The sequence below is a fragment of the Mesorhizobium sp. YL-MeA3-2017 genome (genome assembly GCF_030814575.1).
GTDB classification, from domain to species: domain Bacteria; phylum Pseudomonadota; class Alphaproteobacteria; order Rhizobiales; family Rhizobiaceae; genus Mesorhizobium; species Mesorhizobium terrae.
Map to the genome: position 1 here is coordinate 163,989 of NZ_JAUSVH010000002.1, position 26,187 is coordinate 190,175.

Here is a 26,187-nt window from a genome sequence, read left to right on the forward strand (position 1 = left end):
ATTTTAACGGTCGAGGGCGGCCACGTCTGGTCTCTGAGCGAAACCGCATAGTCGCCGTCGAGCTTGTTGAGGTTTGGTGATGTAGCGGCTGAACGCCAGGCTGAAGCGTCCCATGATGAGGACGCTGCACACGCTTACGACGGCCGCGAACACGAAGATGCCGACCGCGATCAGTCGGTCCGATGTGAGCTGGGAGGCCGCGAAGTACCACAAGCCGCCGATCGCCGCCGAAAACAGCGGGGGGATCTTATAGAGAATGTCATTCATCGCCCTGAAGTGAGCGTACTGTTCCTTGTAGATTTCGTTGATGCTTACGTCCTTGCCGTCCGCCATGAGTTCCTCTCGCGCTTGTCCGCGAATCTATCAACAAATGGCGCCGGCCTCGACCCGGGGCGCACTTCGAATTTTCCGCCGGGCTTGACTAGGCTCGCCATTCGACGACACAGAGTTCCTTATGCCCACGCCGATCTATCTTGATGGCCACTCGACGACTCCCTTGGCCCCCGAGGCCCTGGAAGCGATGTCACCTTGGTGGCATGCGCAAGTCGGCAACCCACACTCCCCTCACCTCGCCGGCATGCTAGCGTCTCAGGCCGTGGAACGGGCACGCTCCGATGTGGCGTCTCTTATCGGCTGCGATCCGCAGGAAGTAGTCTTCACGTCCGGGGCCACGGAAGCAAACAACATCGCGATAAGGGGGACAGCGTTCTCAGCCGTCGAGCGCAGCATCGAGCGGCGAGAGATCGTCGTTTCTGCCATCGAACACAAAAGCGTTCTCTCATCGGCAAGCTCGCTTCGCACCGCTGGTTTCAGGATCATCGAAGCGCCGGTCGACGAAAATGGCGTGATCGACATTTCAGTGCTGGAGCGGGTGGTCGGCGAGCAAACGCTATTGGTTTCGGTGATGGCCGTCAACAACGAGGTGGGCTCTGTTCAACCGCTCGCCGAGGTCGTCCGCATCGCGCGCGCTGCAGGCGCTCTGGTTCATGTGGACGCGGCGCAGGCCCTAGGGAAGCTACCTCTCGACTGCACGGAATTCGACCTAGCCAGCCTCTCATCGCACAAGATGTACGGTCCGATGGGAATCGGCGGGCTGTTCGTTTCGTCCGCGGCTCCAGTCAGGCCGTTGCCGATGCTGTTCGGCGGCGGACAGGAGACTGGCATCCGTCCTGGGACTGTCCCGACACCGCTTGTTGCCGGCTTTGGCGCCGCGGCCAAGCTCTCCAGGACGCGGCTTGGTGCGGATGCCGCACATTCGCGGGCGCTCTCGGCGGTGTTTCTAGAAGAGATACGCAGCAGGCAGGTTCAATTCTTTGAAAATGTTCCCGAGAAGGAGCGAGTTCCGGGCAGTCTCAGCCTGAGATTTCCTGGTAACGATGCGATGTCGATCATCGGACGTGCAAGTGATCGTATTGCGATTTCTGAAGGCTCAGCCTGTACTAGCGGCCAGATTACTGCCTCTCACGTTCTGACCGCGATGGGATACACTCAACGTGAGGCTTCGGAAACTTTGCGGTTATACTTCGGACGCTACAATAGTCCTACAGAAGCGGCAGAGGCGGCGATCGTCTTGTCCGAAATTGTCCGCCGATAGGGATTGCCGCTGGCGACGGTCTCCAGTAGCATTCATTCCCATGTTGAACGACCTTTATGATCCGGCCACCGCGATTCGCGTGTCGGGCCACGAGACCTTTGCGCTGCGGCTCCTATGGCTGAAGAAGGCTTTCGATGCTGCGTCCGGCCCTGACGGCGTCGACCGTAGAACATTTCAGGAACAAAGTGCAATCGCTACTTTTGGCGTTGGCAAGAACATGGCCCTCTCGATGCGGCATTGGGCCCTTGCGACGAAGGTCCTCGAGGACAGCCCGACGCATCTTCGGGCGACCGACCTAGGGCGGCTGATCTTCGCGGACCGGACCGGGCTTGATCCGTATCTGGAGCATCCCTCGACCCTCTGGCTGATGCATGCCCACCTCGTGAGCGAGCCTCAGACCGCAACGACGTTCTACTACGCATTCAACGTGCTCAATCAGGTCGCCTTTACGCGCGACGACCTCGTCAGAGCGATGGCCGCCATCGTCGATGCCCGTGTCACGGCTAGGGCGACGCCAGAGACGCTAAAGCGCGATGTGGAAGTGTTCGTGCGCAGCTACGCGCCACGCTATTCTGACTCCGGAGAGGACGCGGCCGAGCCCCTGCTCGTCGAGCTTGGGCTTCTCCGCGAGCATCGGACGACCGGGCAGCTCGAATTCGTTCGAGGACAGAAACCCTCGCTCGAGGACAGCATCTTCGCTCTCGTGTTGAAGCGTTTCTGGGAGCGTCATCACAACTCGTCACCCACCATCTCGGTGGAACAAGTGCAGTATGGTCCCGGCTCACCCGGGCGGGTCTTCAAGTTGGACGAGGATAGCCTGGTGGCGCGCCTGATGGCCATCGGCGAGCCCACCGGCGGCAAGATGATTTGGACCGACACGGCGGGTCTCCGTCAGGTCGCTCTAAACGGTCGTCTCGACGCAATCGATGACTTCGAACTCATCAAGGCCGGCTATCGGCGACCGAGGGCCGCATGACCAAGCTCGCCGATATCGTCAAGGTCGAACGCCGGTTCGCGCTTTCAGCGAGGATCGACACCGACCTCAATGGCACGCCACCGCTGACCGGCTACGTGCTGCAGGCGAGCGTGCGCAAGTCATTGGTGGCAATGCTGACCGGCATCGCTGAGGGCTCGCAATATGCGTTCACTTGGACGGGTCCCTACGGGGGTGGCAAATCCTGTGCTGCACTGCTTGTTGCTAACTTGGTTGCCGGCAACAAGAAGCAACGGACGCTCGCAGAAGGGATCGTCGGACCCGAACTGAGCGAGGAGTTCTCGTCGGCCTTTCCGGGGCGCGGCCGCGCGTGGGAAGTGCTCGCCCTGACGGGTCGACGTACGAGCCTCACGGGTGCGTTGGCGGAAGCGGCCGCCACTCAATTTGACTGGCCCTGGGCCACCGTCGAGGGTGCCCGCGACGAGCGAGTGCTCATCGACGAATTGGAGGCTCATGCTCGAAACAAGGGCGGCCTGCTCGTCGTCATCGACGAGCTCGGCAAGTTCCTCGAGCATGCAACGGGTTCTGCCGGCGACGTCCATATTCTGCAGGATCTCGCGGAGCGGGCGGCCCGGTCCAGCGGCCGGCTAGTGGTCGTCGGGATCCTGCATCAATCCTTCGAACAATACGCCAACCGGCTGAGCCGCACAGGTCGGAACGAGTGGGCGAAGGTGCAGGGCCGATACCAGAACGTGCCCTTCGTTGCGCAGGCAGACGAAGTCGCGGCTCTCATAGCCCGGGCGATCGGCAGCGACGACGCGCCGGCAAGCGCCAAGGACATCGCTGCTCGCACCGCCGAAGCGATTTCGCATCGCCGGCCGGTCGACGTTGCGGGGCTCACCGAGGTACTGACTCAAACCTGGCCATTGCACCCGGTTTCGGCTCTGTTGCTCGGACCGGTATCGCGTCAGCGGTTCGCGCAAAACGAACGGAGTGTTTTCGGCTTTCTTTCATCCTCCGAGCCAAACGGGTTTCAGGCGCATCTGGCACGGACCGATCTTAGCGGAAACGCGTGGTACGGCCCGGATCAGCTCTGGGACTATCTCGTCGCGAATTTCGGTAGCGCCTTGTCGGTAGGTCCCGAAAGCAATCGGATGACATTGGCGATGGAGGCGGTCGAGAAGGCGGCGCTCTTCGGTCCATTGGCAGCAAAGCTCGCCAAAGCTGCAGCCGTGGTCGAGCTGTTCCGGAACGGCTCAGGACTGGCGGTTGCCGACGACATCCTTTCGTTATGCGCCCCGGAAGCCAAGAAGACTGAAGTCACTGCGGCCGTCGACGAATTGGTCAACCGAGCGATTCTTATCCGGCAACCGCGGCTTGGCGGCTACGCCCTGTTCGCCGGCAGCGACTTTGACCTCGACGAGGCCATCTCCAAAGCCGCGCTGAAGCTCGATGCGGACGTGCTCGCAGATTTGCCGTCGCGATTGGGTGTAGGACCGATCGCAGCCAAGAGCCACTACTTTTCGACAGGGGCGTTGCGCACCTTCGATGTCGTCATCCAGTTCGCCGACGACAGCCCGCAGAGCCCCGCCGCTTGGGCGAAGCGAACCGCTGCTTCACTGGCCAAGACGAAGCGGCGCGCGGCCGGCCTGCTGGTTATGTTGCTACCAGATGCTCGGACCTTCGAGGCGCCGGCCAAAGTCGCGGCCAAGCAGCTCAGCGTCGAGCTTGAGGCCTTGGGAGTGCTCGCCGGCGTGGCGGCGAGCGAGCAGGTATATGTGCTGCGGGACCACGCGTCAGACCTCTACGCACTGGATCGGATCGAAGAGACCCATCCACAGCTGGAGGGCGACCGGATCGCGCGCAGAGAATTGTCGGCTCGCAAGGCATTGATCGCCGAGATTGTGAGGAGCGATCTCTTGAAGGCCTTTTCGACGGCACGTTGGTGGGCGTTCGGGGACAGCGCAAAGGACTCGGCCGGCAAGAAACTCGATGGCCGGGAATTGACAGTCGTTGCGTCCGCGCTTGCAGGCGAGGCCTTCAGCAGCGCCCCTGTTATCCAATCTGAGCTGCTATACCGAGACAAGCCTTCGACAGCGGCGATGGCCGGCCTGCGGACATTGATGCATGCCATGGTCTCGAAGGCGGATAGCGCTGACCTTGGGATTGAGAACTATCCAGTTGAGCGCGGGCTCTATCTCACGATCGTGCGGCCGTTGGGCCTTCATCGGCAGGACGACAAGGGCGGGTGGCGCTTCGCTGATCCAAGCAACGATGAGGCCGGCCGAAAGTTACGGCCCGCCTGGTCGGAGCTGGGCCAGCGGCGGGTTAACCTGGCAGAACTTTTCGATAGGTGGGCCGCCAGGCCATACGGCATCAAACGAGGTGTCATGCCGGTCCTGGTTTTGTCGTATCTGCTGGCCCACCGCAACTCGGTCGCAGTCTATCTCGACGGTGTTTTCCAACCGGCTATCGACGACATCGTGGCCGACCGGATCCTGCAAGACCCTTCCGCAATCGAGTTTCGTCGAATATCGCGCTCAAAGCGCGACGAAGCTTTCGTTCAACAGCTTGCGGCCCTTCTCTCGAACAGAGCGGTCCACATTGAAGCGAAAGCGCTTCCTGTAGCGTCAGCGCTGTATCAGCGGTTCCATGCGCTGCCCTTGTGGGCTCAGCGCACCCACACGCTCCCCGAGAAAGTCCGCAAGGTCCGGGATATTGTGCTCAAGGCAAGTGACCCGGAAGCACTTCTATTCTCGGACCTGGCATCGGCGCTCGAGGGCGATCCCGACCCGGGCGTGACCGTCGTCGCGGCCCTCAACACCGCCGAGTATGCCTATCCGAAAATGCTGGGCGCGCTTCGCAAGAGCCTTGCCGAGCATCTGGGCGTCGACGGCAGCACGTTTGAAGGCATCGGTCCGCGATCTTCAACCGCATCAGGAGTGTCGGCCGAGCTTCGCGTCGACGCATTCATCATGCGCGCCGGCGCTTTCGAGGGCGGCGGGGGCGACGTTGAAGGCTTGGCGAGCTTGCTTGTGCACAAGCCACCGCGCAATTGGTCGGACCGTGAGCAGGAACAGGCCATGTTCGAATTGGCCAAGCTATGCCTTCGCTTCCGAGAGGCTGAAACGTTTGCAGCGGTGCGGGACCGATCGCCTACGTCGCAGGCCATATCCGTGATGGTAGGCCTGAATCCGAAGGAAAAGCCGCTCTTCCACGCGTTCCAGGTGTCCAAGCAGGAGCTTGCGGACGCAGACAAAGCGGCGGACGATTTGATGGCACAGCTTCGGCGAAAAGGGATGAGGCCAGCCGTCGAGCTAGCCGCCCTTGCACGCATCGTGGAACGCCTTTCTGACGGTAACGGGATGGAGCCAACATGACGGCTGCGGTGCGCGAACGTCACATCCTTGGGATTTCAGGCGGCCGTGACAGTGCCGCCTTAGCCGTGCACATGCGGCAGACCCGGCCGGACCTCGATCTTGAATACTTCTTCACCGACACTGGAAAGGAGTTGGCGGAGGTCTACTCGTTTTTGGACAAGCTCGAGGGTTTCTTGGGCAAGCCAATCACTCGGCTCAATCCCGATCGCGACTTCGACTTCTGGCTCAAGGAGTACAATCACTTCCTGCCCTCACCGAAGACCCGTTGGTGCACACGGCAGCTCAAGCTCCGCCCGCTCGAACAGTGGCTGCGCAGCGACCTCGATGCTGGGGTCGTCGTGCATTCCTACGTGGCGATCCGCGCGGACGAACAAAGCCGTGAGGGTTATCAGGCGACGCATGCCAACATGCAGGTTCACTTCCCCCTACGCGACGATGGAATAAATCGGGCGGGAGTGATCGAGACTCTAGAGAGCGCCGGCCTTGGCGAACCCGAGTACTATCGCTGGAGGACCCGATCGGGTTGCACGTTCTGCTTCTTTCAGCAGAAGATCGAGTGGGTCCGCCTGATGCGCGAGCACCCCCAAGCCTTCGACGAGGCGAAGAGTTACGAGAAGACGGCGCGCGACCACGGGTCCCCCTTCACCTGGAGTCAAGGCGAGGGTCTGGACGAACTCAGCGCGCCGGCACGGGTCGAGCAGATCGAGCGCGAATTCGATCAGCGTCGCACTCGGCTGCTGGCGCGTCGCCGTATGAATCCCCTTGCCGGCAACCAAGCGCTCACCGTCGACGATGTCTATGGTATCGAAGAAGCCTCTGCAGGCTGTGTGATCTGCCACAAGTGATAGGGTGAGGAGTGTTATGTGGGAGCAGCGACCACGACAGTTGCGTGCGCATCGCCAAGCAGACGTTCGGGTAAGATCAGGGCGAAACTCGGAGGCACATTCTTGTATCACCTTGTCTTACTGCTAAGCTGCTCAGAGCTCAGAGCAGTCCGTTTTACCTGACTATTGCCGACCGAGGGGGCGTTTTGTTCAAAATATCTGCCCGCACAGTCCTAGAACTGGGCGCCGAGTTGATTAGCTCGGACATCATTGCCTTCTACGAACTGATCAAGAACGCCATCGACGCCCGCTCTCGGAAAGGTGTTGAGCTAGCTTTCGGTATCGCGCTTCGACGCAACTCCTATCTCAAGATCCGAGCGCGCGCCATACAAGCCACCAATGCTGTGCTCAGCGAACTTCAGACAGATCTGGAGAATCTCCTCGACCCCACCTCCGGCAACGCTCGCGCCGCTTTTGACCGGGCTCTAGCAAGCCAATCCATCGAAGACTTCATTGCGAACCTCGATGACGGCTACGCCCGCGCCAACACCATTATCGTCGCCGATACTGGCGACGGTATGTCGATGGGTGATCTGACACGCTACTACCTCACGATCGGAACCCCGTCACGCAAGCATAAGGTCGATAGCTCGATCGCCAGTGGCCACACGATTACTCCCTATCTGGGTGAGAAAGGGATTGGACGTCTCTCCGCTATGCGACTGGGTGAACGGCTGCGGGTTGAAACCGCGAAGTCCGGCGATCGGACAATCAATGTTCTTGACATCGATTGGAGAGCCTTTGCCGACCTGGATGCCATGATCGAAGACGTGAAGTTTGAACCCGAACCCGGCGGTCCAAAACCCGATACCGAGTGGAGCGGCACACGCTTGACGATAGGCGACCTCCGGGAGGACTGGACCGAGGCGCGCCTCGAGAGGCTGGCTAAATATGACTTTGCACGACTTACGGATCCCTTCCTTGATCCTAAGAAGCGACCCCGCATCGTTCTCTCGTGGAACGGAACTCGTATCCCAATCGATTTCATGGACAAGACGCTCCTAGATGCCGCGCACGCCTCGTTCACTGGCCGCTATGAAATCAAAGATGGGAGACCGGAATTGTTCGTTCGAATGGATGCGACCAATCTGGGCTACACCCATCCGAGAGAGTCGGACGTTGTTACGCTCACTGAGCCAGACTTGGAGGGCCTCCTTAGCGGGACCTCTGGCGAGATCCCGTCGAGTGCACTCGTCTCAGTTGGGCCGTTCAACTTTGAAGGATACTGGTACAATCGACGGCATTTTACGGCGATCGACGGCATTGGGAATCGCAACGAGGTCCGCGATCTGCAGAAGAATTGGAGCGGGATTCTGCTGTTTCGCGATGGCTTTCGTGTCTTTCCCTATGGCGACGAGGAGGATGACTGGCTCGGACTCGATCGCCGCGCGCTCGGCCGTACCGGCTATATCCTGAACAAGAACCAGTTTGTCGGCCACGTTCAAATTACGCGCGCGGGCAATCCGCATCTGCTCGATCAAACCAATCGTGAGGGTCTCCGCGTCAACCCAGAACAGACGGCCTTTGTTCAGATTCTTGGTCATGTGGTCAAAGATCTGCTCTGGGGATTTTTCAAGGACGTGGATCGGCGCCACAAACGGACCCCGATTGAACTTGGCGACATGAAATCGCAAATCGAGCAGCTGAAATCGCGCGCATCCGGCGCGATTGCGCGGGTCCGACGTCTCGTGCCCAAGGAAGAGCAAGAGGTTGTCGACGACCTCCAACACGCGCTCGTCGAATTCCAAGACCTTACGGCCCGCGCCCAGAAACGGATTGAAGAAGTCGAGGCAGACGGTAAGCAAATGATTCAAATGGCTGGCGTCGGGCTGATGGTCGAGGTCGTGGCTCACGAACTTGCTCGCGCGACCGAGGGCGCTCTGCAAGCGCTTGAAGCATTAAAAGGCAGGGATCTCCCTTCCGAAATCAGGGCACGCCTCGAGACTTTGCGCTCCGAAATGAAGAGCGTCTCGAAGCGGCTACGAGTGCTTGACCAACTCAGCGTTTCCGGCCGCCAGCGGTCCGAAGTCTTCGATCTTGCCGAACTCTTCGACGATATCCAAGAAGGCCACGTTGCGCAGTTTAAGCGTCACAATGTGGTGCTCAAGATCAAAAAGCCCAAGAGTCCCGTCCGCGTGCGGCTCGTTAAGGGCATGGTGATTCAGATCATAGAGAACCTGCTTTCCAACTCTCTCTATTGGATACAGATGCGGCAAAACCGCGAGCCGCGGATAGTTCCCACGATAACCGTCACCATCGAGAGCGACCCGCCGACCATCACCTTCGAGGACAATGGCAGCGGCATCGCGCACGATCATATCGACAAGATTTTCCGCCCTTTTTGGTCGCTTAAGGAGAAGTCAAAACGGCGCGGCCTTGGCCTCTACATTGCGAAAGAGAACGCCGAACATCTGGGCGGCACATTGGTCATATCGAACAAGCAGGATCCGCAGACCCAGCGGCATAGTGAGTTCGTTCTCGAGCTGCCGGAGTCGGCGTTAGCCCAATGACCGTTGCTGAGCTTCTTAAGGACAAGGGAATCCAAACCGCTGTCATCATCGATGACGCCTATGACGACGTGCCTAAGGCCAGCGACCTCGATGTCGATGCGTGGTCCACCTTCTTTGCTGACGCCGGTGTGCATGAAGACGTTTTGGCAGAGATCTTCCCGGGCTATGAGCAGATCGACGGGTCCGAGCTTATTCACAACGACGCCTTTGTAGAGGCGGTTTGGCAGGGCAAGGCCAAGTTGGAGGGTCTCGCGAGCGAACTCTTCACGGATTATGAAAACAATAAGAAATCGGACACGAAATTTCTGGCTGACCTTGAAGCCGCCCTCGGCGCGCTCGGTATTACGCCGATTCGCATGGGGCGGACCGTCGTCGATGCCGCCAGGAAAGCCGATCTCATCTTCGCCGATCTCTTCCTCGGAAACCTACAGGCGCCTGACGACATCGCGCAATCGATCGCGCTCGTGAAGGAGCTGATGGCTGAACGCCAAGCGTCCCCGCCACCCGTCGTCCTTATGTCACGCAGTAATCTACTCAATGATAAGCGGGCAGATTTTCGAGACCAGGCGAAGCTCCTCGGCGCCCTGTTTAGGTTCTATCGCAAGGATGAGTTGCTCAAAGGAGACAATCTTCCACGCACACTCCAACGGTTGGCCACACACCTCGCTGACGCGGTAAAGATCGCAACCTTCCTCTCCAACTATGAGGCGAGCCTTAACGGGGCAACGGCCCGCTTCTTTAAGACTGTGAGACGCCTTGATCTCTCTGATTATGGGGAAATCAGTCAGCTGCTTCTGAACTTCGAGGGGCAACCGCTTGGCAGTTACCTCTTAGACGTCTTCGATAGCGCCCTTACATATGAGATCGAGGCCGATGCCCCGACGATTGAGGCCGCCCGTGCACTCAAGGACGTCGACCTCAGTCTCTACCCCGCCCCCCATATCGCCGGAACCAGTGACCTCCAGCATCTCGTTCATCAGACCGTGTGGCAGCATCGCGCGCGCCTCGGCGTAGTCACCAACAAGCTCGAACCCTCGATCGCATTCGGCGATGTTTTCCTGCGTCGCGACTATCCCGCAGCAAGCCAAGACAAAGACGTTCGCGATGCATTTATCGTTATGACGCCGGCCTGCGATCTCGTGCGCGAAGACGGCACGAAGCGAATTCTCCTGCTTGCCGGCGATGTTACTCCGCTAACGCACACCTCGTGGGACTATGGCAATACCCTCACGACGCCTCTTGGTCGCTTGGAGGATGGCAGCGCCATTCGGTTGCAATGGGATGCTAAAGACTTGCGATCCGAGAGCCGCGCGACCATCGGAAAGATGCTTGCCGCTGACGGCGCTTATTTCCTCTTTCAGCGAATGCGGGAAAACTATGCTCTCGATTTGCAACAATCGCTGCTTACGCGCCTCGGTCGAGTGGGATTGCCAGCCAAAATGCCGGCGACGTTTCCTGTAGCGGTGACTGTTTCATACTTTGACGACACGAAGACCCTCCAGACACTCAACTTGCCGACGCTCGCCCAAGATGGAGCTGTCTGTTATCTCGGACGTGACGATGGCAATGCGGAGAACGCCCGCCTCGTCATGACGGAGGCTGCAATCGACGAGCTGATGGCTGCGATCGCGGCGATTCCTGACGAGAAGGTTATGCCGAAGGGCAAGGACCCGCTCAAAGCTCTCAAATCAACTGACGCCTTGGCCCGGCTTCTGCAAACGGGGCTGCCACTAGGTAAACTCGCCGGCGGATATGGCGAGATCCGCTCCCCCGATAAGCCCGCGGACGGCACAAAGCCTCCCCTCTTGGGCTTCATCACGCGAAACCCAGAGGCAAAGGACAACAACCAGAATGGCGGTGTGCTCATCAAAGTGGAGCACGATTCAGTATTCATCGCCGCCAACGCTGATGCCTCAATAGAGGAGCCCGCCGTCGTTGAGGAAGACGTTGCGACTGCCTAAAAGCAGCGGCCACTCGGCAAGCGGCCGTCGCCGAAATGTTTGAACGCTCACGGATTGCTCCGAACTTCGTTTCTAGACTAAAGCGGTGACGCGCGCAGCGACCTTCGCCGATCGGAAGCGTGCACGACATTCCGGTAGTGTGCTAAGCGCCGATGGCGTCTCTCAATCGCAGTAGATGCTCCGAGCAAGCCTGCTCACTGATTTTGTGGAGTTCGGCCGCCCGCTCGCCCAGCCACACAAGGGCCTCGTCACTTATTGTGTAATGCTTGGAGTAGCGGGCCTTTACATAGGCTTCGTTTAGCGTGTTGAACCAGGCGCGATGGCGCTGCTGATCGCGGGGCCAAGCCGCAGTCAACCGTCTGTCCTGGTCTTCCGCGAGCGACCTCAAGAAAGTGAGTTTATGGGAAGGCGGGCTGTAGTTGGTGAGTACCAGCAACAGAGTGGAATAGTTGTGCTCGATAGCTTGGTGAAGTTGAAAAGCCGAATTGCTTAGTTCCCCGTCAGCAAGTGCGATATGGAAGAGTTTCAACTGATATCGAGCAAATGAGAAGCGAGTCTCGAAGTGCTCTTTTGCCCCCTCATAAGCGGCTTTGGGGGGCAAAGGTTTCGGCTCAGCGAGCGGCTCATCGTCGAGCTCGTACAGCACGATGCCTTCGCGGCGGATGTCGGTGAAGAAGTACTGGCCCTGGCGCAACGCGGTGTTCACGAAGCGGCGGCTGTGCACAATGAAGCTGGTTGGGGTCTTGATCGTGCGGTCGCGATCAAGCCGATCCTTTGCCTTATACCAGTAGGCGAAGTCGGAAAGCTTGTTGTTGTTGACGATCACCAACAGGTCGAAATCACTGCGGTAACCTTTCATCGTCAGGGGTTCGTCCACCCAGTCGCCGCGCGCGTACGAACCGAACAGAATGATCTTCAGGATGCGGCCGCTCTTCTTCCACTCCGCGCTGCTCTCGGCCAGCGCATCTTCAAATTCGGCGTGGAGGATCTCGACCACACGGGCCAATTCCTCCTGCTTGTGTTCCGGCAGATGATCAATGCTGGTCTTCATTCTTGTCGGTTCAACCCGGATAGCGCATGAGCGCGTTGAAGGCAGTCGTTATAGCAGGCCTGCTAGCATCGAAAAGGATGCCTGTTCGCAATCCTTAACTGCCCTGCCCTTGTACCTTACATAGAGGTGGAACAAATAGAGAACAAGTCAAGTCGATAGTTACAGCAGAGCGACTTGGCTAATCGCCACGCGACGCCGTCTCCGCCGGCTGGCATCGAACTAATCGACATAGCAGAGGTGCGAACCATGTTGGCTATCCTGGAGAAGTTCGAAAGCCAACTGATGGGCAGCAATACCTCGCCAAAGCGACATGGGAAGAACATTAGGTGCCCTCAGGCGGGTACAAAAGCTTCAGTTTCGAAAGCCTTGCACGGGCCAGGCGCCGGGCCGAGTTCTGCAAGGCGTCGCGGCCACTTTCAACGAGAAAGACAAGCGTCATCAGGTCTATCAGGAATTCGTCGACGGCTCGGGCAGCTGCCTTGGAATTGGCCGTCACCTGGCAGAGCAACGCGCGAGCTTGCTCGACCGCGTCAGCACTGCCGCTCTCGATCAGCGCCTCCAGCTTGTCGAAGCAATCCACCCTCGAAACCTCCCCTCACCCGTCTAACCCAGGGAAGCGGCTGTGGCATACACAATTGATACTCAGGCCGCACCGGACGGCCAAACAGCCGTTTTCATGCGACCAGGGCGGCTCATCCTTAGGTGCCGGAAATGGCCTTCCGCGGTATAAAGTCGGCCATGGCGCCGCGTCACGATCCACGCTTCCTGCGGCTACTTTTCTGAGCCTTTGCCGGCGCCTTGCGGCCAAGGCCTGACGATTTTGCCAAGGCTGAACGCTGCTGTGAGTAATTCGGCGCGACCATTGGATAATCCGCTTTAAGACCCCACTTCTCGCGATACTCTGCCGGGGTGAGGCCGTAGTGGACGCTGAGATGGCGTTTCAGCGATTTGAACTTCTTCCCGTCCTCGAGGCAGATAATGTAGTCGGGAAAGACCGAACGCTTGGGATTGACGGCGGGAAGCTGGGCTGGCGTCTCTGGTTCTGCCGATCCCGCGATCTTCGAAAGCGACAAATTCACGCTTTCGATAAGATCCGGCAGAGACGCAACCGGAACCGCGTTCTGGCTCACATAGGCAGACACGATATCTGCGGTGAGTTCGATCAACTGGATCTGGTCCTGCTCAATGTCTCCTGACATGAAATATCTCCTGTTCGGTGCGAATTGGTGGCAACCCTCTTAGCCGGTTCCTGGAAAAACTCTAGTCACCGCGTAGCGCATTGGTTTAAGCGCCACACTCAACTGCGGTCGAACACCGCCATATTGTGGCCGGTCAGGTGGCGCACTAAGCTCAACGCATGAAGCCCTTGGTCGCGATCTGTTCGCAAGATGCGGACTTCTATCTACTGCTCAGTCATATCCTGGAGGTTGAGGGCTTTTCCAGCGCGTTGGTCAGTTCCGTTGACGACGTTGCGGCCATGGCGCTCGAGCCTCGATTTCGTGCCATCGTCCTGGATTGCCGGCCCGACAACCAGCTAGCGCAGCAGAGCGCATGGCTAAAGCAGGATCCCCGCACAAGTAACGTCCCCTGCGTGGCATTGGTCCATGCCGGTGCCGAGGCTCAGCACCTTCAGCTGTTGCGATCCGGCGTCGACCAGTGCTTTGTCAGACCGTTTGCGCCGGCCATGCTTATTGAGTACCTGCATTCCCGTCTGAACCCTGGGAGACCGCGAACAGGCGTGCCCCCAAGCGAACGAGTCTTGACGTTCGGCGACGTCGAAATGCAGATCGATGCCTACCGGGTTTACTGCGCCGGCAAGGAAATCGCGCTCGGTCCACTCGAGTTCAAGCTGCTGCGCCACATGCTGGAGAACCCGCAGAAGGTGTTCAGCCGCAAAGATTTGATTGGCGTCGCCTGGCCGAACACTACAGGTGTCAGCACCCGCACAGTCGACGTTCACATAAGCCAGTTGCGCAAGCTCCTGAACGAATCTTCATCTTGCGCTGCCATCCGGACCGTGCGGCTCGCCGGCTACGCGTTGGAACATAGGGCCGGTTAGCAACCCGGCCGGCTTCCGCCCCCATCGATGTAGGCCCCGACGGCGAGCGCTACGTCTGCCTGCGACTGAACAGCTCTTGTCGCGCGCTCCGAACCCACCTCCAGCCATCAGCAGCGGAAGAGGCTGTGCGGCTTCGGCTCTCGGGCAGGCCGTTTGTTACAGTTGAAGAAAATGCAATCTATAAGTGAATCACAACAAGTTTTCGTAATAGATTTACAACAAAAGTTTATTACTTTGGCTGTTGCTGTAATTGGTGAGAGATGACAGCATCAATATAGTTTAGATTGAAATAATATACCAAATTTCCTTAAGCGAGGAGAGGTCATGCACGGCGGCGGGGGGTATGGCGAGGCGATCGGCCATCACGGCGAATTGGTTCAAGGCTTGTTCGAGGACGATGGCGCACGGCTTCGTCGCGCGCTGGTGTCGCTGCCTTGCCGCCAGTTGAAGTCCAGGGCGACTTTCACGGCAAACAACAGTGACTGCGTGAGCGTCGTGCCAGGCCATCGGGAAAAGGCGCGGCGCGCTGCGGAATTGGCCCTCAGGGCATTCGGTCCGCCGGCTACCGGGGGCGAGTTGGCCTTGGACAGCAACATTCCCATCGGCCGAGGCATGGGATCGTCAACCGCCGACGTGCTGGCAAGTATCCTGGCAGTATTGGATTGGCTTGGGATCGACGCCGTATCAACCGATGTCATGCGGCTCGCCGTAAGTGCCGAAACCGCTTGTGACTCGACCTTCTTCAAGGACCAGGCGGTGCTGTTCGCGCACCGTGACGGCGTCGTGCTCGAGTCTTTCCGCAGGCCGCTGCCGCCGATCGATTTCGTCAGCATCGACACCACGCCCGACGTCACCGTCGATACCCTCGATTTCGCGCCGGCGCGCTATGACCCCTTGGAGATCGAGACGTTTCGTCCGCTGCGAAGCCTGCTTCGCACAGCCATCAACAATGCCGACGCCCGCATGGTGGGCCGCGTCGCAACGGCGAGCGCGCGGCTCAACGAGCGCTTCCTGCCTAAGCCGCGGCTCGACGAGATCGAGACGATCGGCGCTCGCTTTGGCGCCGTCGGCGTCCAGGTCGCCCACAGCGGCACGGTCGTCGGGCTGATGTTCGACGCAACGGTTGAACAGGCCTCGGCAAATGTCGGCCGCGCGGCGGACGCCCTGAGGCGGTCCGGTTTCGAGCCGGCCATCTTCCATCACTAGCGCTCAGTGCGCAGGAGGACACATGTCGAGGCGTGCATTGATGCGCAAGCTCGAGGATTTCGAAAACCCACGCATTGTCCCGCTGGGTCAGAACCTCTTCGGGGCCAGCTTCTTCTTGATGAAGCTGCTGCCTGCCAGGTTCATGCTTGAGCGCGCCGTCGAGCGTGGACAGTTGCGCCCGGGAGGGACCATCTGCGAATCCTCGTCGGGGACATTCGGCCTTGCACTTGCCATGCTGGCCGTCCAGCACGGCTATCGGCTGGTCCTGGTGAGCGACTGGGCGCTTGATCGCCACCTTCATCGGCGCCTTGTCGAACTCGGCGCTGAAGTCACAATCGTCGAAACCCCGGCACCCGTAGGTGGCCTGCAGCAGGCTCGGCTCGACCGCCTCGCAGCCTATCTGCGCGATGTGCCCCGCAGCTACTGGCCTTCGCAATACGATAATCCCGACAACCCCCTCTCCTATGCGAAGGTCGCGGGGCAATTCATCGACCGGATCGGGCATCTGGATTGTCTGGTTGGACCCGTCGGCTCCGGAGGTTCGATGAGCGGAAGTTCACGCTATCTGCGCACATTGTTCCCCGATCTCTACGCCATCGGCGTCGACACGCCGAACAGCGTGCTCTTTGGCCAGCCAAGTGGCAGGCTGAACCTCAGCGGCCTGGGCGGCAACATTGTCCCTGGCAATGTCGACCACAGCCAGTTCGACGAGGTTCACTGGCTAACGCCCGCCGAGGTGTTTACGGCAACCCATGAACTGCACCGCAAGCACGGCCTCTTCATGGGGCCGACAAGCGGCGCTGCCTACCGCGTCGCCCGGTGGTGGGCGCGCGCCAACCCTGGCAAGAACGTGGTTGCTCTCTTTCCCGACGAGGGCAACCGCTATGTCGAAACTGTTTACGATCCGGACTGGCTCCAGCACGTTGCCGGATGGGGCGATCCGCTTCGCAAAGACCCGGTGACGGTCGATACACCGCAAACGCCAATGCCAGGGTGGTCGCGCTTTGTATGGAAGCGCAGGACGCTGGATGAGGTGCTGGCGCACGCGCCGCAGTGATCGCACCACATCGCGTGCTGCCGAGAGCTGGTCGTTTTTCCGGGACGGCTGCTGCGGTTTTCGTGAACGCGACAAGGCGAACGACAGGAAAAGCGGTCATGCCGTCTCGTGGCAAGCGGGCCTGGTTTCAATATGCGCAGACTGCCAGCGCGGCTCAATCAATCCTCCCGATCTACGCATTGCTGTTCCACATGCAATGCGCACGCAGCATGTACATCGTGCTCATCTCCTGGCTCGCGCTGCGGACCGGGGGCGACGTCACTTCCGTTGGCAAGGTGCTCATTTGCTGGCAGGTCCTGGCATTGACCGTCGGCCCATTCGCCGGCCACCTCATCGATCGAACCCGCCGCCGGCGTGCTTTCGCAGCCGGCGAGATGATTCACGCCAGCGGGGTGGCAGTGCTGGGCTTGATCGTCTGGGCATATGGGCCTCAACCAACTCCGTTGGCGGTGCTATATGCAACCGCCAGCTTCGTCTCGCTTGGTTCGCTTCTCTCTTATCCCAGCAGCCAGGCGCTGCTCCAGCGCGCGGGTGCCACCGCCTTGATGCGGGCCGTGTCACGGGGCATCCTCGCCGGCCAGGCGGGAAACATCGTCGGCGCCGCCATCGGCGGGCTGTGCCTCGCCGCCTTGTCCATGACGGCCTGCCTTCTGGTGTGCGCGGGATTCTCGCTTGTCGCCGCGACGCTCACCAGCCTGGTCAATGACAACGATGATCTCGGAGCGCGATCTCATGGCGCGCACGGCCGGGATTTGGCTCAAGGTCTTTCTCAGACCCTGGCAAACCCGCACATCAGGATTTCCGGCTGCGCCCTTATCTTGGCGTTCGCCTCGGCGCATGCGTCAAACGCGCTGCTTGCCGCTTTCACACGCTTCGACCTGAACCTGTCATCCGAGACCTATGGCTTCCTCGCCGCGATGTATTCGGGCGGAGGAGTGCTTGGGAGCGTCGTTCTTTCCGCTCTTTTCAACCGGACGTCTGAAGGGCTGCTGATCGCCGTCGGCACCGTCTTTCTCGCGGCGGCAACGGCAGGCTTTTCAAGCGCTCACACGCCAATCGAGGCACTGTTCTGGCAAGGGGCGATCGGGCTGTCATTCACGATAGTTCGTGCTGGCTGCGATGTGACGATATTGAAGACCGTCCCGACCCGCATGGTCGGGCGCGTGCGAAGCAACATCGATGCGGCGATCGGCGTGGCGGCGGTCGCCGTCTACCTTCTTCCGACGCTTCTCCACGGCTTTGCCGCAAGGGACATGTTCGTTGGCCTTTCGGTCGCGTTTGCGTGCGGCAGTGGCTTGATCCTCTGGCTGCAATGGCGCGCGGCGAAAGCGGATCTTCCTCAACCTAGCGGCGACAGCAAGGTCATATCCCCCAGCCCGTCCTGCGTCCGGCCGAGGGACTGAGTCATGAAAGTCAGGCCGGAGTCTCGCAGCGTTCCCAGTCAGGGGCCAGAAGGCAGCCTTAGCAGGTCTGACCGAGCCGCGATCGCCTTGCGCGCCGTGACGGTTCTTGATCGGGACGAGATCAGGAAGCTGACGCTCGATCCCGAGCAGGATGAGTTCGCTGGATCGGTCGACGCGGTATTCGATGCTCTGCAAGACAGCCCTCACACAAGGATGGAGCATGCCTTCGCCATTGTGGCCGACACAAGGACAGTTGGCTTCCTCGTCCTACGGGAACGACTGGCCCTGCCCGATTGGGCGCCTCGTGGCGCGGTCACGTTGCACAGCTTCCGCATCCACCGGGCGTGCCAGGGAATGGGTTACGGGAGGGCCGGCGTTGAGCTGGCGATTTCCTGGGTACGGGCTCGTCGCCGCACCGCCTCGCAACTGATGCTTGCCGTCAACGCCCGCAATATGCCGGCAAAGGCGCTCTATCTGAAATTGGGCTTCACTGACACCGGCCGGATCGTTCACGGTCCCATTGGCGACCAGCACATCCTGACGTTCCGCCTCAAGCGTGCCTGAAGCCTGATTTCTTCGTGCAACATCCTTTCCTTCCGACGAGACTTGGTATACTAGGTATACCAAACTGGAGGAAGCTCGATGACATTTGTGACGGAACGACTCGCCGCCTTCATCGGCGACCTGCGCTACGGTGATCTGCCGGCCGAGGTCGTTGCCAAGACCGAACGCGCGATCTTGGACACACTGGCTTCCCTGCTTGGTGGTGTGCCGACCGACAACGCCAGGCTGTCGCGCTTGGCCGCCCGGGCCTGCTTTGGGGGAGGACACGCGGCGGCCTGGTTCGCCGAAACCGATCTGCACGTTCTTGGCGGCCTGTTTGCAAATTGCGCGGCCGCCAGCTCCCTTGATGTCGATGACGGTCACTGCCAGGCGGCGGGCCACCCAGGTGCTGCCATCGTGCCCGCGGTGTTGTCCGAAGCGGCGATTCTTGGCAGTGGCGGCCATGAAGTGCTCACAGCGACCGCAATCGGCTATGACGTCGCATTGCGCATTGCCGCGGCGCGGCGGTTTTTCGACACCATGAGCTTCGCCAGCGGGCAATGGACCGGCTTCGGCGTCGCCGCGGCGATCGGATGGCTGCGTGGGATGCGCCCGGATCAGCTTGCCAACGCAATCGCGATCGCCGGCGCCGAGGCACCGCAAAACCTGCCGCAAGGCGATTGCCAGGCAAGCTCGGTCAAGGGCAGCAGTCCCTGGTCGACCGTGACGGCCTATTTCGCGGTCGAGCGCGCCGCGGCCGGCATGAGCGGCTCGATCGATATGCTGGACCGTGCGCATGCCTACGACGTCGCGGCGATCACCGCGGATCTCGGCAGCCGTTGGCTGGTGAGCGAGACCTATCTCAAGCCATACGCCGCCTGCCGCTACACGCATCCCGTCATCGACGCCGTGCTCAAGCTGGTCGCTGATCGCCGTCAGGATGAGCCGATCGACCGCGTCCTGGTGGAGATATTCCCGGAGGCACGCAAACTCCCCAACGAGCACGCGCCCAAATCGCTGGAGGGTGCTCAGTTTTCCGTGCCCTTTACCGCGGCCCTTGCCGCCCTGCGCGGCGCGGAGGCGTTCCGCCCGCTGCGACCTCATTCGCTGCTTGATCAGGAGGTGGTGGCGCTCGCTAGGAAAGTCGAAATCCGCTATCCGGACGATCTGGCCGGAATCTTTCCACTGCGCACGCCAGCGCGCGTGACAATGATCGTCGGCGGTTTCGAGCGCTTCTGCGACGTGCCCCGGCCACTGGGCGATGCCAACAATCCAATGCACCAGACCGCCGTCGAGGAGAAGCTCCATGATCTCGGACGCGATCTCCTGAGCGAGGCTGATCGCGAAAGGCTCATCCAGTCGGTGGCTCTGCTCAGGCAGGGGAAGACAGCGCCGCTGCTCGCATGCCTTGCGGCACCGGCCGTTGCCATCGGTCGCGCCCCGTTGAGCTACTTCGCTAGCAAGTCGTCGACCTGACGGCGAGGCGCCGCACCCAAAGGTCAGTGGGAAAATCCGCCAGCGCGTTCAGCAGGGGGATGTATCCCAGCGACATGAACAGGGTGCTTTCTGAGTGCATGAATTTTAAACGAAAATCCTTGCAAAGTGGAGTGCGTTGTCCTAAGTGGAGGGCGAAGGATTTGACGATGTCCGCATTGAACGAACTGAAAAAGCGGCTGCGGCCTGGACAGGTCTACCGGCGCAAGGATCTTGAGAAGTGGTCCTCCGCTGTCGATCGCCATCTGCATCAGCTTGTCAAGGAAGGTCGGCTCGAGAAGGTGTCGGGCGGACTGTACATGGCTCCGCGTAGCACGCGTTTCGGGAAGGCCCCGGCTGCGGCGGAGAAACTGGTCGAGACGTTCCTCAAGGACGATCGCTTTCTGATGGTCTCCCCCAACGCTTATAACAGCTTGGGGGTGGGCACGACCCAGCTCTACAACGAACCGGTAGTCTATAATCTCAAGCGTCATGGACGCTTTCAGCTCGGCGGCCGTTTCTACGACTTCCGCAAGAAGCCTTCTGTGCCTGCGAAGCTGACCCAGGAAGTGTTGTTGGTCGACCTTCTCCAGAACCTTGATCGTCTTGCCGAGAACAAGGCCGAGGTGCTGCCTCGCGCCCTCAAGCGGGCCCGCGACATGAACCCCGCTCATCTGGCCAAGGCGGCACGGGATTTTGGTTCGGCCCGTGCCGGGCGGCTGGTGAGCCAGGCGCTGGAAGGGGCCTGATCCATATGCCGCTTCTTCACGACCTCGGCGACTTCAGCGATCTGATCGCGGTGGTCGCCGCGGACATGAAGATCGATCCTGGCCTGGTTGAGAAGGACTACTGGATCATGCACGCCCTGTGGGGCCTGCAGCAACTCGGTTTCCGCTTCGAGCTCAAGGGCGGCACGTCGCTATCCAAGGGATATCAGCTGATCCACCGGTTCTCCGAAGACATTGACATCCTCATTCATCCACAAGGCGATCTGCCAACGGGCAAAAATCACGACAAGCCGGCCCACATCGAACAGCGCCGGAAATTCTTCGACGGCCTGGTTCCCCAACTGGGCATACCAGGCATTTTGCGCGCCGAGCGAGATAAGGCCTTTGACGATCCCACAGGTCGGATGCGGGGTGCTGGAATTCGTCTGATCTATCCGGAGCTTAATCCCTTGCCCGCCGGTCTCAAGGCCGGCGTCCTGTTGGAGGCGGGCTTCGATCGGGTCGCACCCAATCAGGCCCGCCTCATTTCCTCCTGGGCCTATGATCGTGCGGTGGTATCGGGAGTGCCGGACCTGATCGACAACCGTGCCATCGATGTTCTCTGTTATGAGCCCGGCTACACTTTCGTCGAAAAGCTGCAGACCGTTTCCACCAAATTCCGGCACCAGCAGGCTTCTGGAGAGATGCCTGTCAACTTCATGCGTCACTACTACGACGTCTCCTGCCTTTTGGAAGACGAAGGCGTCAAGGCCTTTATCGGCAGCCCTGAATACCGTGAACATAAGGCCGATCGGTTTCGAGGCGGGGATGAGCCGAATCTGCGAAAGAACGAGGCCTTTCTTCTCAGCGACCCGGCGACCCGACGGATCTACGCCGAGGCTTATGAGCGGACCCGCGCCCTCTATTACAGGCATCGTCCTTCGCTCGACGCAATACTGGCTCGACTGGACGCGCATCTCGATCAACTCTGATCCTCTCGGGTTGCCGCGGCGGTGTGGTCGACCTCTGAAGTCGGCCATTGGCCGTCCAATGAGCCCCGGAAGCACGGCGACCGGGGTCAATGATCAACTTCTAGCCAACCATGGCGATAGGATGCGCGAACGGTTGAAACTCGGAAAACCCATTGGACGTCCCGACAATCACGACTGCGGCATCCGATGTGATCACGCCTTGGGCGACAAGTTTTCGCAGGCCAGTCAGGGCCGCTGCGCTCGACAGCTCAAGATAAAACCCACAACGCGCTAACCGCTTCTGATCCTCGCGTGCGGCCTCGTCCTCAATGACGACCGCCGTTCCCTTGCACGACGCAATCGCATCCAGCGCCTGGTAGGTCACAGTCGAGCCGCCGATCGAGGTCAAGGCCGAATGGCCTGGAAAAATGCCACGATAATCCTGTCCGGCGAGCACTTTCGAAATTCGCCCGAAGGGTTCCACGGCGTGAATGCGGGGTGGTTGCTCGACAAGTCCGGCCGTTTGCAGATCGCGATATCCACGCGCAATCCCCCACAACAGATCCGCTCGCGATGTCGGGACGATGATGTCGGTGCATGCGCTGGTGCCTAGCTCGTGAAATATCTCGAAAGCAATCGACCTGTAACCATCCACGCCGAACGGATTGCTGCCGACGGGCGGAACGGAAAAGTTGGTCGCCGGATACCAGTCACCGACTCGCACCCGGTCAGCCAGCACCTGCCAGCGCCGCTCCGGCGTCTCCGTGGCCAACAATGTCGCCCCGTGCATTTCGATTGCGCGGCGCCAGTTCGGGTTCATCTCCGACGTGGTCACCACCACACAGCCCAAGCCGGCCTTCGCGGCGTAAGCCGCAAGCGAGACGCCGGCGTTGCCGCTCGAGGCCGCCGCAACAGTCGGCGCGCCGGCCTCCAACGCGCGCTGCACCACGAAGCGGCTCATGCGGTCCTTGTGCGAGCCGGTCGGATTGGCTCCCTCGTTCTTGAGATGAAGCGAGCCGATGCCGGTCTCGCTTGCAAGGTCCTCCAATGACACCAGCGGCGTGTTGCCCTCGCCCAGCGTCACGTGGTCGGAATAGACCTGCCAATCGGCCAACTGGTCGAGAGAGGCCGGGAACTCCCGGTATTCTACGGCCAGACTCGCCGGCCGGTTCTGGTCGAGGCAAGCTGGGCATCCCTCGAGATAGTCCGCAACCGGCAACAAGATACCGCATCGTATGCACCGAAATCCCGTGACACGCGGATTGAGCCCCGCAAAGGGTTTATGCGTGATGGGCATTTTCAGGTACCGCGCCCAGATCGACCATCAGCTTGAAGAGGCAATCGCCGCGGTTGGTAAGCGAGGGAAACCTGCGGGCAGCTATGAGGCCGCTGGATTGGAAGACCACCGTCTCTGGATCGCGCGTGGGCAAATCCGGAAAGTGGATGTGGCCTGCGACCTGACCACTCTCGACCTCCTCGCCCAGCTCAGCCGCTGGCTCGAAGACCCCTCGTTCATGCGCGTAGACGAAGGCGCTGTGGCCCTTGACCGTCATGAATCGCGTCTGGGGCGCCGCCTCGACCGCGACGTTCGGCAAGAGGCCATGATCTTTGAGCACCCGCTTCAGTCCTGCCTCGGCCAGCGCCAGACCTTCCCTCGACAGCGTCGCGCCGCCGCCAAGCTCGGTTGTCAGCGCCAGTGCCCCGCGCAGCTGTGCGGCCGCCGCCAACGTCATCAGCCCGCCGCCACCCGTCCCGTCGCTGACGAAGCTGACTGGCGCTGCGAAGGATTGCATCAGCGCGAGCAAGGAGGCATGTTCTTCCGGCGTTTGGCCAGGACGCACCAGGGCACTTGCGACATAGTCCAGGGAGCGGCCGCCAGAGTGAAGGTCCACCACAAGATCCGCCATCGGGATCAAGATCTCGCTGACATAGTGGGCGATCATCTCGGTCGGCGATCCGGATGCGTCGCCGGGAAACAGGCGATTGAGGTTACCTTCGTCGACCGGCGAGACGCGTCGGCCGGCCGCAACGGCGGGAAAATTCAGTGCGGGCAGAATGATGAGGCGCCCCGCAACCTGGTCCGGGCGGATCGTGCGGGCGAGATTGGCAAGGGCGATCTGCCCTTCATACTCGTCCCCATGGTTGCCGGCTACCAGCAGAGCCGTCGGGCCGGCGCCGTTCTTGATGCAAACCAGCGGGATGGGTATCCACCCATAGGCCGAGAGATCGGAGGAATAGGGCAATCTCAGGCAGTCGGACTGCTTGCCTTCGGCGTTGTAATCGATCGGCGTCCAGATCCGCGTCTCACCAGCCATCACAAACTCCATCATCTCAGTGGATCATCTTGTCCAGGAAGGCACGCGTCCGCTCCTGTGTCGGGGAGGCGAAGAAGGTGTCGGGCGGCGCAACCTCGACGATGCTGCCCTGATCCATGAACACCACGAGGTCGGCGGCCGCACGCGCAAAGCCCATCTCGTGGGTGACGCACAGCATTGTCATGCCGGCGTCGGCGAGCTCCGTCATCACGTCGAGCACCTCCTTGACCATCTCGGGATCGAGCGAGGACGTTGGCTCATCGAACAGCATGACCTTGGGTTTCATGCAGAGCGCGCGAGCGATCGCTACCCGCTGCTGCTGGCCACCCGAAAGCTGGTGGGGATATTTTTGCGCCTGCTGCGCGATCCCGACGCGATCGAGATAGTGCCGCGCGATCTCGGTGGCTTCGGCCCCTGTTCTTCCAAGCACTCGCCGTAAGGCCAGAGTGCAGTTGGCGAGCACCGTCAGATGCGGAAACAGATTGAACTGCTGGAAGACCATCCCGACCTGGCGCCGCACTGCCTGCAAGCGCCTCCTGTCACGGGTGAGTTGATCACCGCAAATGCGAAGCGTGCCGCCCTGAAAGCTCTCGAGGCCATTGATGCATCTGACCAGGGTCGATTTGCCCGAGCCCGAGGGGCCACAGATGACGATGCGCGCGCCTTCCGGAACGGCGAGGTTGACGTCTCGCAAGGCATGGAACCGCCCGAACCATTTGTTCAGCGCCGACGCTTCCAGCACCGGAGGCTTGGGCGGGTCGAAGTTACCGTCCGCAGTGGTCTCCGCTGGGCACGAAGCCTGCCCTGTTCGAGGTTCTGTAAGATCAGTCATCATTGGGTCGACCTCGACAATTTCCGCTCGAGCAGCTTGACCATCTGCGCGACAGCCAAAGCCAGGACGAGAAACGCGATGCCGACGACCGTCAGAGGCTCGGCGTAGCGGTATGTGTCGGATGCAATGTCGAATGCCTTGCCCAGCATCTCGGGCACGGCGATCACCGCCAGGTACGGTGTCGCCTTCAGGATCGAGACGAAATAGTTGCCGATGGGGGCGGCGACATTGCGCAGCATCTGCGGCGCCAGGACGAAAATATGGACATCGCGACGCCGCAGGCCCAGCGCTTGCGCGGCTTCGCCTTGGCCCTTGGGGATGGCGTCGATGCCTGCCTTGAAGACTTCCGCGAGGTAACCGCTGAAATAGATGCTCAAGCCGGCAATGCCGACCACCAGCGCCGGCAGCGTCACACCACAATAGGGAAGCACGAAATAGAGGAAATAAAGCCAGGCCAACACCGGTGTCGAGCGGATGAAATCGATCGTAAAGCGCATGAGGTAGCCCGTGACGGAACCGGCCCGCCGGACCATCTCAAAGCTGAATCCGATCAGGCAAGCCCCAGCGCAGGCCGTGGCCGCTATCACGAGCGTCGTTCCAATCACGCTCAGAATTGTCGGAACGGTCGAGACAGCGAAGGCGAGATCAAATTCCATCGGTGAGGCCCCTCCCCTGGTCGACGCGCTGCTCCAGCCATCGGCCGAACACCGTGACGGGATAGCAGACCACGAAATAGGCAAGCAGAAGCGAGGTGTAGACGCCGATCGGATTGTACGCGAGCTCGGCGATCTCCTTGGCCCGGAACGTCATGTCGGTCAGCGTCACGAGGGAGACGAGCGCGGTGCCCTTTATCAGTTGGATGAACAGGTTGACGAAAGCTGGCGCCATCCTCCTGAGTGCCTGTGGCAACTCGATCAGGCAAAGGGCATGGCTGCGCCGCAGGCCAAGCGCCAGCGCCGCTTCGACCTGGCCGCGCTCGATGGATTGAAGACCGGCTCGCACGGCCTGGCTTCCATACCCTCCGGTGTTCAGTCCAAGGACCATCGAGCTGACCGTGATCGCCGTCAGATGGACGCCAACAACGGGAAGCACATAGTAGAACAAGAAGAGCAGGATAATGACTGCGGAGCTTCGCCAGAATTCGATGATCGCGGTGATGGCAAACCGCACGGGGCCTGTCGCCAGGTATTGCGCTACACCAAAGATCAAGGCGAAGGGGACCGCGTAAAGGGCGCCCAACGCCGTTACCGTGGCCGTTATGCGGAAGCCATCGAAGATGCCTGCGAATATCTCGACCGAACTCACGC

23 protein-coding genes are annotated in these 26,187 nt (G+C 60.4%); 14 read left to right on the forward strand and 9 right to left on the reverse strand.

Going from position 1 to position 26,187, the window contains the following annotated elements:
- Positions 1-3: 3 nt before the first annotated feature.
- Positions 4-333 (reverse strand): hypothetical protein, encoded by a 330-nt coding sequence (locus QFZ88_RS26905; RefSeq protein ID WP_179654281.1) that lies wholly within the window; start codon positions 331-333, stop codon positions 4-6.
- Positions 334-454: 121 nt separating this feature from the next.
- Between QFZ88_RS26905 and QFZ88_RS26910 the strand changes: the two genes are divergently transcribed.
- The 6 genes from QFZ88_RS26910 (at position 455) to QFZ88_RS26935 (ending at position 11,263) form a co-directional block, all read left to right on the forward strand.
- Complete coding sequence (locus QFZ88_RS26910; protein WP_179654279.1) at positions 455-1,594, forward strand: cysteine desulfurase family protein; 1,140 nt, start codon at positions 455-457, stop codon at positions 1,592-1,594.
- A 40-nt stretch (positions 1,595-1,634) separates the two neighbouring features.
- Entirely contained in the window at positions 1,635-2,570 is a 936-nt protein-coding gene (locus QFZ88_RS26915) for a DUF4007 family protein (protein WP_179654277.1), read from the forward strand.
- Positions 2,567-5,908 (forward strand): ATP-binding protein, encoded by a 3,342-nt coding sequence (locus QFZ88_RS26920; RefSeq protein ID WP_179654275.1) that lies wholly within the window; start codon positions 2,567-2,569, stop codon positions 5,906-5,908. Before QFZ88_RS26915 ends, QFZ88_RS26920 begins: the two co-directional genes overlap by 4 nt.
- On the forward strand, positions 5,905-6,753 hold the full coding sequence (locus QFZ88_RS26925; RefSeq protein WP_210271200.1) for a phosphoadenosine phosphosulfate reductase family protein: 849 nt from the start codon (positions 5,905-5,907) through the stop codon (positions 6,751-6,753). The genes QFZ88_RS26920 and QFZ88_RS26925 overlap by 4 nt, the downstream gene beginning before the upstream one ends.
- Before the next feature lie 185 nt (positions 6,754-6,938).
- Positions 6,939-9,302 carry a sensor histidine kinase gene (locus QFZ88_RS26930; RefSeq protein WP_179654273.1) on the forward strand — a complete coding sequence of 788 codons (2,364 nt, stop codon included), beginning with the start codon at positions 6,939-6,941 and terminating at the stop codon, positions 9,300-9,302.
- Positions 9,299-11,263, forward strand: a complete 1,965-nt coding sequence (locus QFZ88_RS26935) for a hypothetical protein (RefSeq protein ID WP_179654271.1) — start codon at positions 9,299-9,301, stop codon at positions 11,261-11,263. Before QFZ88_RS26930 ends, QFZ88_RS26935 begins: the two co-directional genes overlap by 4 nt.
- Before the next feature lie 142 nt (positions 11,264-11,405).
- Here the strand turns inward: QFZ88_RS26935 and QFZ88_RS26940 are convergent, their stop codons facing one another.
- The 3 genes from QFZ88_RS26940 to QFZ88_RS26950 form a co-directional block, all read right to left on the reverse strand.
- Positions 11,406-12,314 (reverse strand): nucleotidyltransferase and HEPN domain-containing protein, encoded by a 909-nt coding sequence (locus QFZ88_RS26940; protein WP_179654269.1) that lies wholly within the window; start codon positions 12,312-12,314, stop codon positions 11,406-11,408.
- Between the two features lie 322 nt (positions 12,315-12,636).
- On the reverse strand, positions 12,637-12,894 hold the full coding sequence (locus QFZ88_RS26945) for a hypothetical protein (RefSeq protein ID WP_065997281.1): 258 nt from the start codon (positions 12,892-12,894) through the stop codon (positions 12,637-12,639).
- A 169-nt stretch (positions 12,895-13,063) separates the two neighbouring features.
- A complete protein-coding gene (locus QFZ88_RS26950) occupies positions 13,064-13,513 on the reverse strand; it encodes a MucR family transcriptional regulator (RefSeq protein ID WP_179654267.1) in 450 nt (149 codons plus the stop codon).
- A 158-nt stretch (positions 13,514-13,671) separates the two neighbouring features.
- On the opposite strand from QFZ88_RS26950, the gene QFZ88_RS26955 reads away from it, so the two are divergent.
- The 8 genes from QFZ88_RS26955 to QFZ88_RS26990 all read left to right on the forward strand — a co-directional run bounded on the left by QFZ88_RS26955 (position 13,672) and on the right by QFZ88_RS26990 (position 21,754).
- Positions 13,672-14,373 (forward strand): response regulator transcription factor, encoded by a 702-nt coding sequence (locus tag QFZ88_RS26955; protein WP_179654265.1) that lies wholly within the window; start codon positions 13,672-13,674, stop codon positions 14,371-14,373.
- A gap of 324 nt (positions 14,374-14,697) precedes the next feature.
- Positions 14,698-15,579: a GHMP kinase gene (locus QFZ88_RS26960; RefSeq protein ID WP_179654263.1), complete on the forward strand. Its 882-nt coding sequence runs from the start codon at positions 14,698-14,700 to the stop codon at positions 15,577-15,579.
- A 40-nt stretch (positions 15,580-15,619) separates the two neighbouring features.
- Complete coding sequence (locus tag QFZ88_RS26965; protein WP_210184649.1) at positions 15,620-16,636, forward strand: pyridoxal-phosphate dependent enzyme; 1,017 nt, start codon at positions 15,620-15,622, stop codon at positions 16,634-16,636.
- A 98-nt stretch (positions 16,637-16,734) separates the two neighbouring features.
- Complete coding sequence (locus QFZ88_RS26970; RefSeq protein ID WP_179654261.1) at positions 16,735-18,039, forward strand: MFS transporter; 1,305 nt, start codon at positions 16,735-16,737, stop codon at positions 18,037-18,039.
- A 96-nt stretch (positions 18,040-18,135) separates the two neighbouring features.
- Complete coding sequence (locus QFZ88_RS26975) at positions 18,136-18,603, forward strand: GNAT family N-acetyltransferase (RefSeq protein ID WP_307420818.1); 468 nt, start codon at positions 18,136-18,138, stop codon at positions 18,601-18,603.
- Between the two features lie 78 nt (positions 18,604-18,681).
- Entirely contained in the window at positions 18,682-20,058 is a 1,377-nt protein-coding gene (locus QFZ88_RS26980) for an MmgE/PrpD family protein (RefSeq protein ID WP_179654257.1), read from the forward strand.
- Positions 20,059-20,225: 167 nt separating this feature from the next.
- A complete protein-coding gene (locus QFZ88_RS26985; RefSeq protein WP_065997262.1) occupies positions 20,226-20,804 on the forward strand; it encodes a hypothetical protein in 579 nt (192 codons plus the stop codon).
- A gap of 5 nt (positions 20,805-20,809) precedes the next feature.
- A complete protein-coding gene (locus tag QFZ88_RS26990; RefSeq protein WP_179654255.1) occupies positions 20,810-21,754 on the forward strand; it encodes a nucleotidyl transferase AbiEii/AbiGii toxin family protein in 945 nt (314 codons plus the stop codon).
- Between the two features lie 100 nt (positions 21,755-21,854).
- Here the strand turns inward: QFZ88_RS26990 and QFZ88_RS26995 are convergent, their stop codons facing one another.
- Genes QFZ88_RS26995 through QFZ88_RS27015 form a run of 5 tightly spaced genes read right to left on the reverse strand, consistent with a single transcriptional unit; the run spans position 21,855 to position 26,185 of the window.
- Positions 21,855-22,955, reverse strand: a complete 1,101-nt coding sequence (locus QFZ88_RS26995; protein WP_210184648.1) for a pyridoxal-phosphate dependent enzyme — start codon at positions 22,953-22,955, stop codon at positions 21,855-21,857.
- Between the two features lie 58 nt (positions 22,956-23,013).
- Positions 23,014-24,048 (reverse strand): succinylglutamate desuccinylase/aspartoacylase family protein, encoded by a 1,035-nt coding sequence (locus QFZ88_RS27000; protein ID WP_083237681.1) that lies wholly within the window; start codon positions 24,046-24,048, stop codon positions 23,014-23,016.
- A gap of 16 nt (positions 24,049-24,064) precedes the next feature.
- Complete coding sequence (locus tag QFZ88_RS27005; RefSeq protein WP_373426417.1) at positions 24,065-24,883, reverse strand: amino acid ABC transporter ATP-binding protein; 819 nt, start codon at positions 24,881-24,883, stop codon at positions 24,065-24,067.
- On the reverse strand, positions 24,880-25,536 hold the full coding sequence (locus QFZ88_RS27010) for an amino acid ABC transporter permease (protein WP_065997256.1): 657 nt from the start codon (positions 25,534-25,536) through the stop codon (positions 24,880-24,882). Before QFZ88_RS27010 ends, QFZ88_RS27005 begins: the two co-directional genes overlap by 4 nt.
- Positions 25,526-26,185, reverse strand: a complete 660-nt coding sequence (locus QFZ88_RS27015; protein ID WP_065997254.1) for an amino acid ABC transporter permease — start codon at positions 26,183-26,185, stop codon at positions 25,526-25,528. Before QFZ88_RS27015 ends, QFZ88_RS27010 begins: the two co-directional genes overlap by 11 nt.
- Between the last annotated feature and the right edge of the window lie 2 nt (positions 26,186-26,187).

Coding starts and splice junctions, on each gene's coding strand:
- QFZ88_RS27005 (WP_373426417.1), bottom strand. CDS start 24,883: ATGATGACTGATCTTACAGAACCTCGAACAGGGCAGGCTTCGTGCCCA.
- QFZ88_RS26990 (WP_179654255.1), top strand. CDS start 20,810: ATGCCGCTTCTTCACGACCTCGGCGACTTCAGCGATCTGATCGCGGTG.
- QFZ88_RS26965 (WP_210184649.1), top strand. CDS start 15,620: ATGCGCAAGCTCGAGGATTTCGAAAACCCACGCATTGTCCCGCTGGGT.
- QFZ88_RS26955 (WP_179654265.1), top strand. CDS start 13,672: ATGAAGCCCTTGGTCGCGATCTGTTCGCAAGATGCGGACTTCTATCTA.
- QFZ88_RS26960 (WP_179654263.1), top strand. CDS start 14,698: ATGCACGGCGGCGGGGGGTATGGCGAGGCGATCGGCCATCACGGCGAA.
- QFZ88_RS26920 (WP_179654275.1), top strand. CDS start 2,567: ATGACCAAGCTCGCCGATATCGTCAAGGTCGAACGCCGGTTCGCGCTT.
- QFZ88_RS26905 (WP_179654281.1), bottom strand. CDS start 333: ATGGCGGACGGCAAGGACGTAAGCATCAACGAAATCTACAAGGAACAG.
- QFZ88_RS26925 (WP_210271200.1), top strand. CDS start 5,905: ATGACGGCTGCGGTGCGCGAACGTCACATCCTTGGGATTTCAGGCGGC.
- QFZ88_RS26970 (WP_179654261.1), top strand. CDS start 16,735: ATGCCGTCTCGTGGCAAGCGGGCCTGGTTTCAATATGCGCAGACTGCC.
- QFZ88_RS26980 (WP_179654257.1), top strand. CDS start 18,682: ATGACATTTGTGACGGAACGACTCGCCGCCTTCATCGGCGACCTGCGC.
- QFZ88_RS26915 (WP_179654277.1), top strand. CDS start 1,635: ATGTTGAACGACCTTTATGATCCGGCCACCGCGATTCGCGTGTCGGGC.
- QFZ88_RS27000 (WP_083237681.1), bottom strand. CDS start 24,048: ATGGCTGGTGAGACGCGGATCTGGACGCCGATCGATTACAACGCCGAA.
- QFZ88_RS26950 (WP_179654267.1), bottom strand. CDS start 13,513: ATGTCAGGAGACATTGAGCAGGACCAGATCCAGTTGATCGAACTCACC.
- QFZ88_RS26935 (WP_179654271.1), top strand. CDS start 9,299: ATGACCGTTGCTGAGCTTCTTAAGGACAAGGGAATCCAAACCGCTGTC.
- QFZ88_RS26985 (WP_065997262.1), top strand. CDS start 20,226: ATGTCCGCATTGAACGAACTGAAAAAGCGGCTGCGGCCTGGACAGGTC.
- QFZ88_RS26940 (WP_179654269.1), bottom strand. CDS start 12,314: ATGAAGACCAGCATTGATCATCTGCCGGAACACAAGCAGGAGGAATTG.
- QFZ88_RS26910 (WP_179654279.1), top strand. CDS start 455: ATGCCCACGCCGATCTATCTTGATGGCCACTCGACGACTCCCTTGGCC.
- QFZ88_RS27010 (WP_065997256.1), bottom strand. CDS start 25,536: ATGGAATTTGATCTCGCCTTCGCTGTCTCGACCGTTCCGACAATTCTG.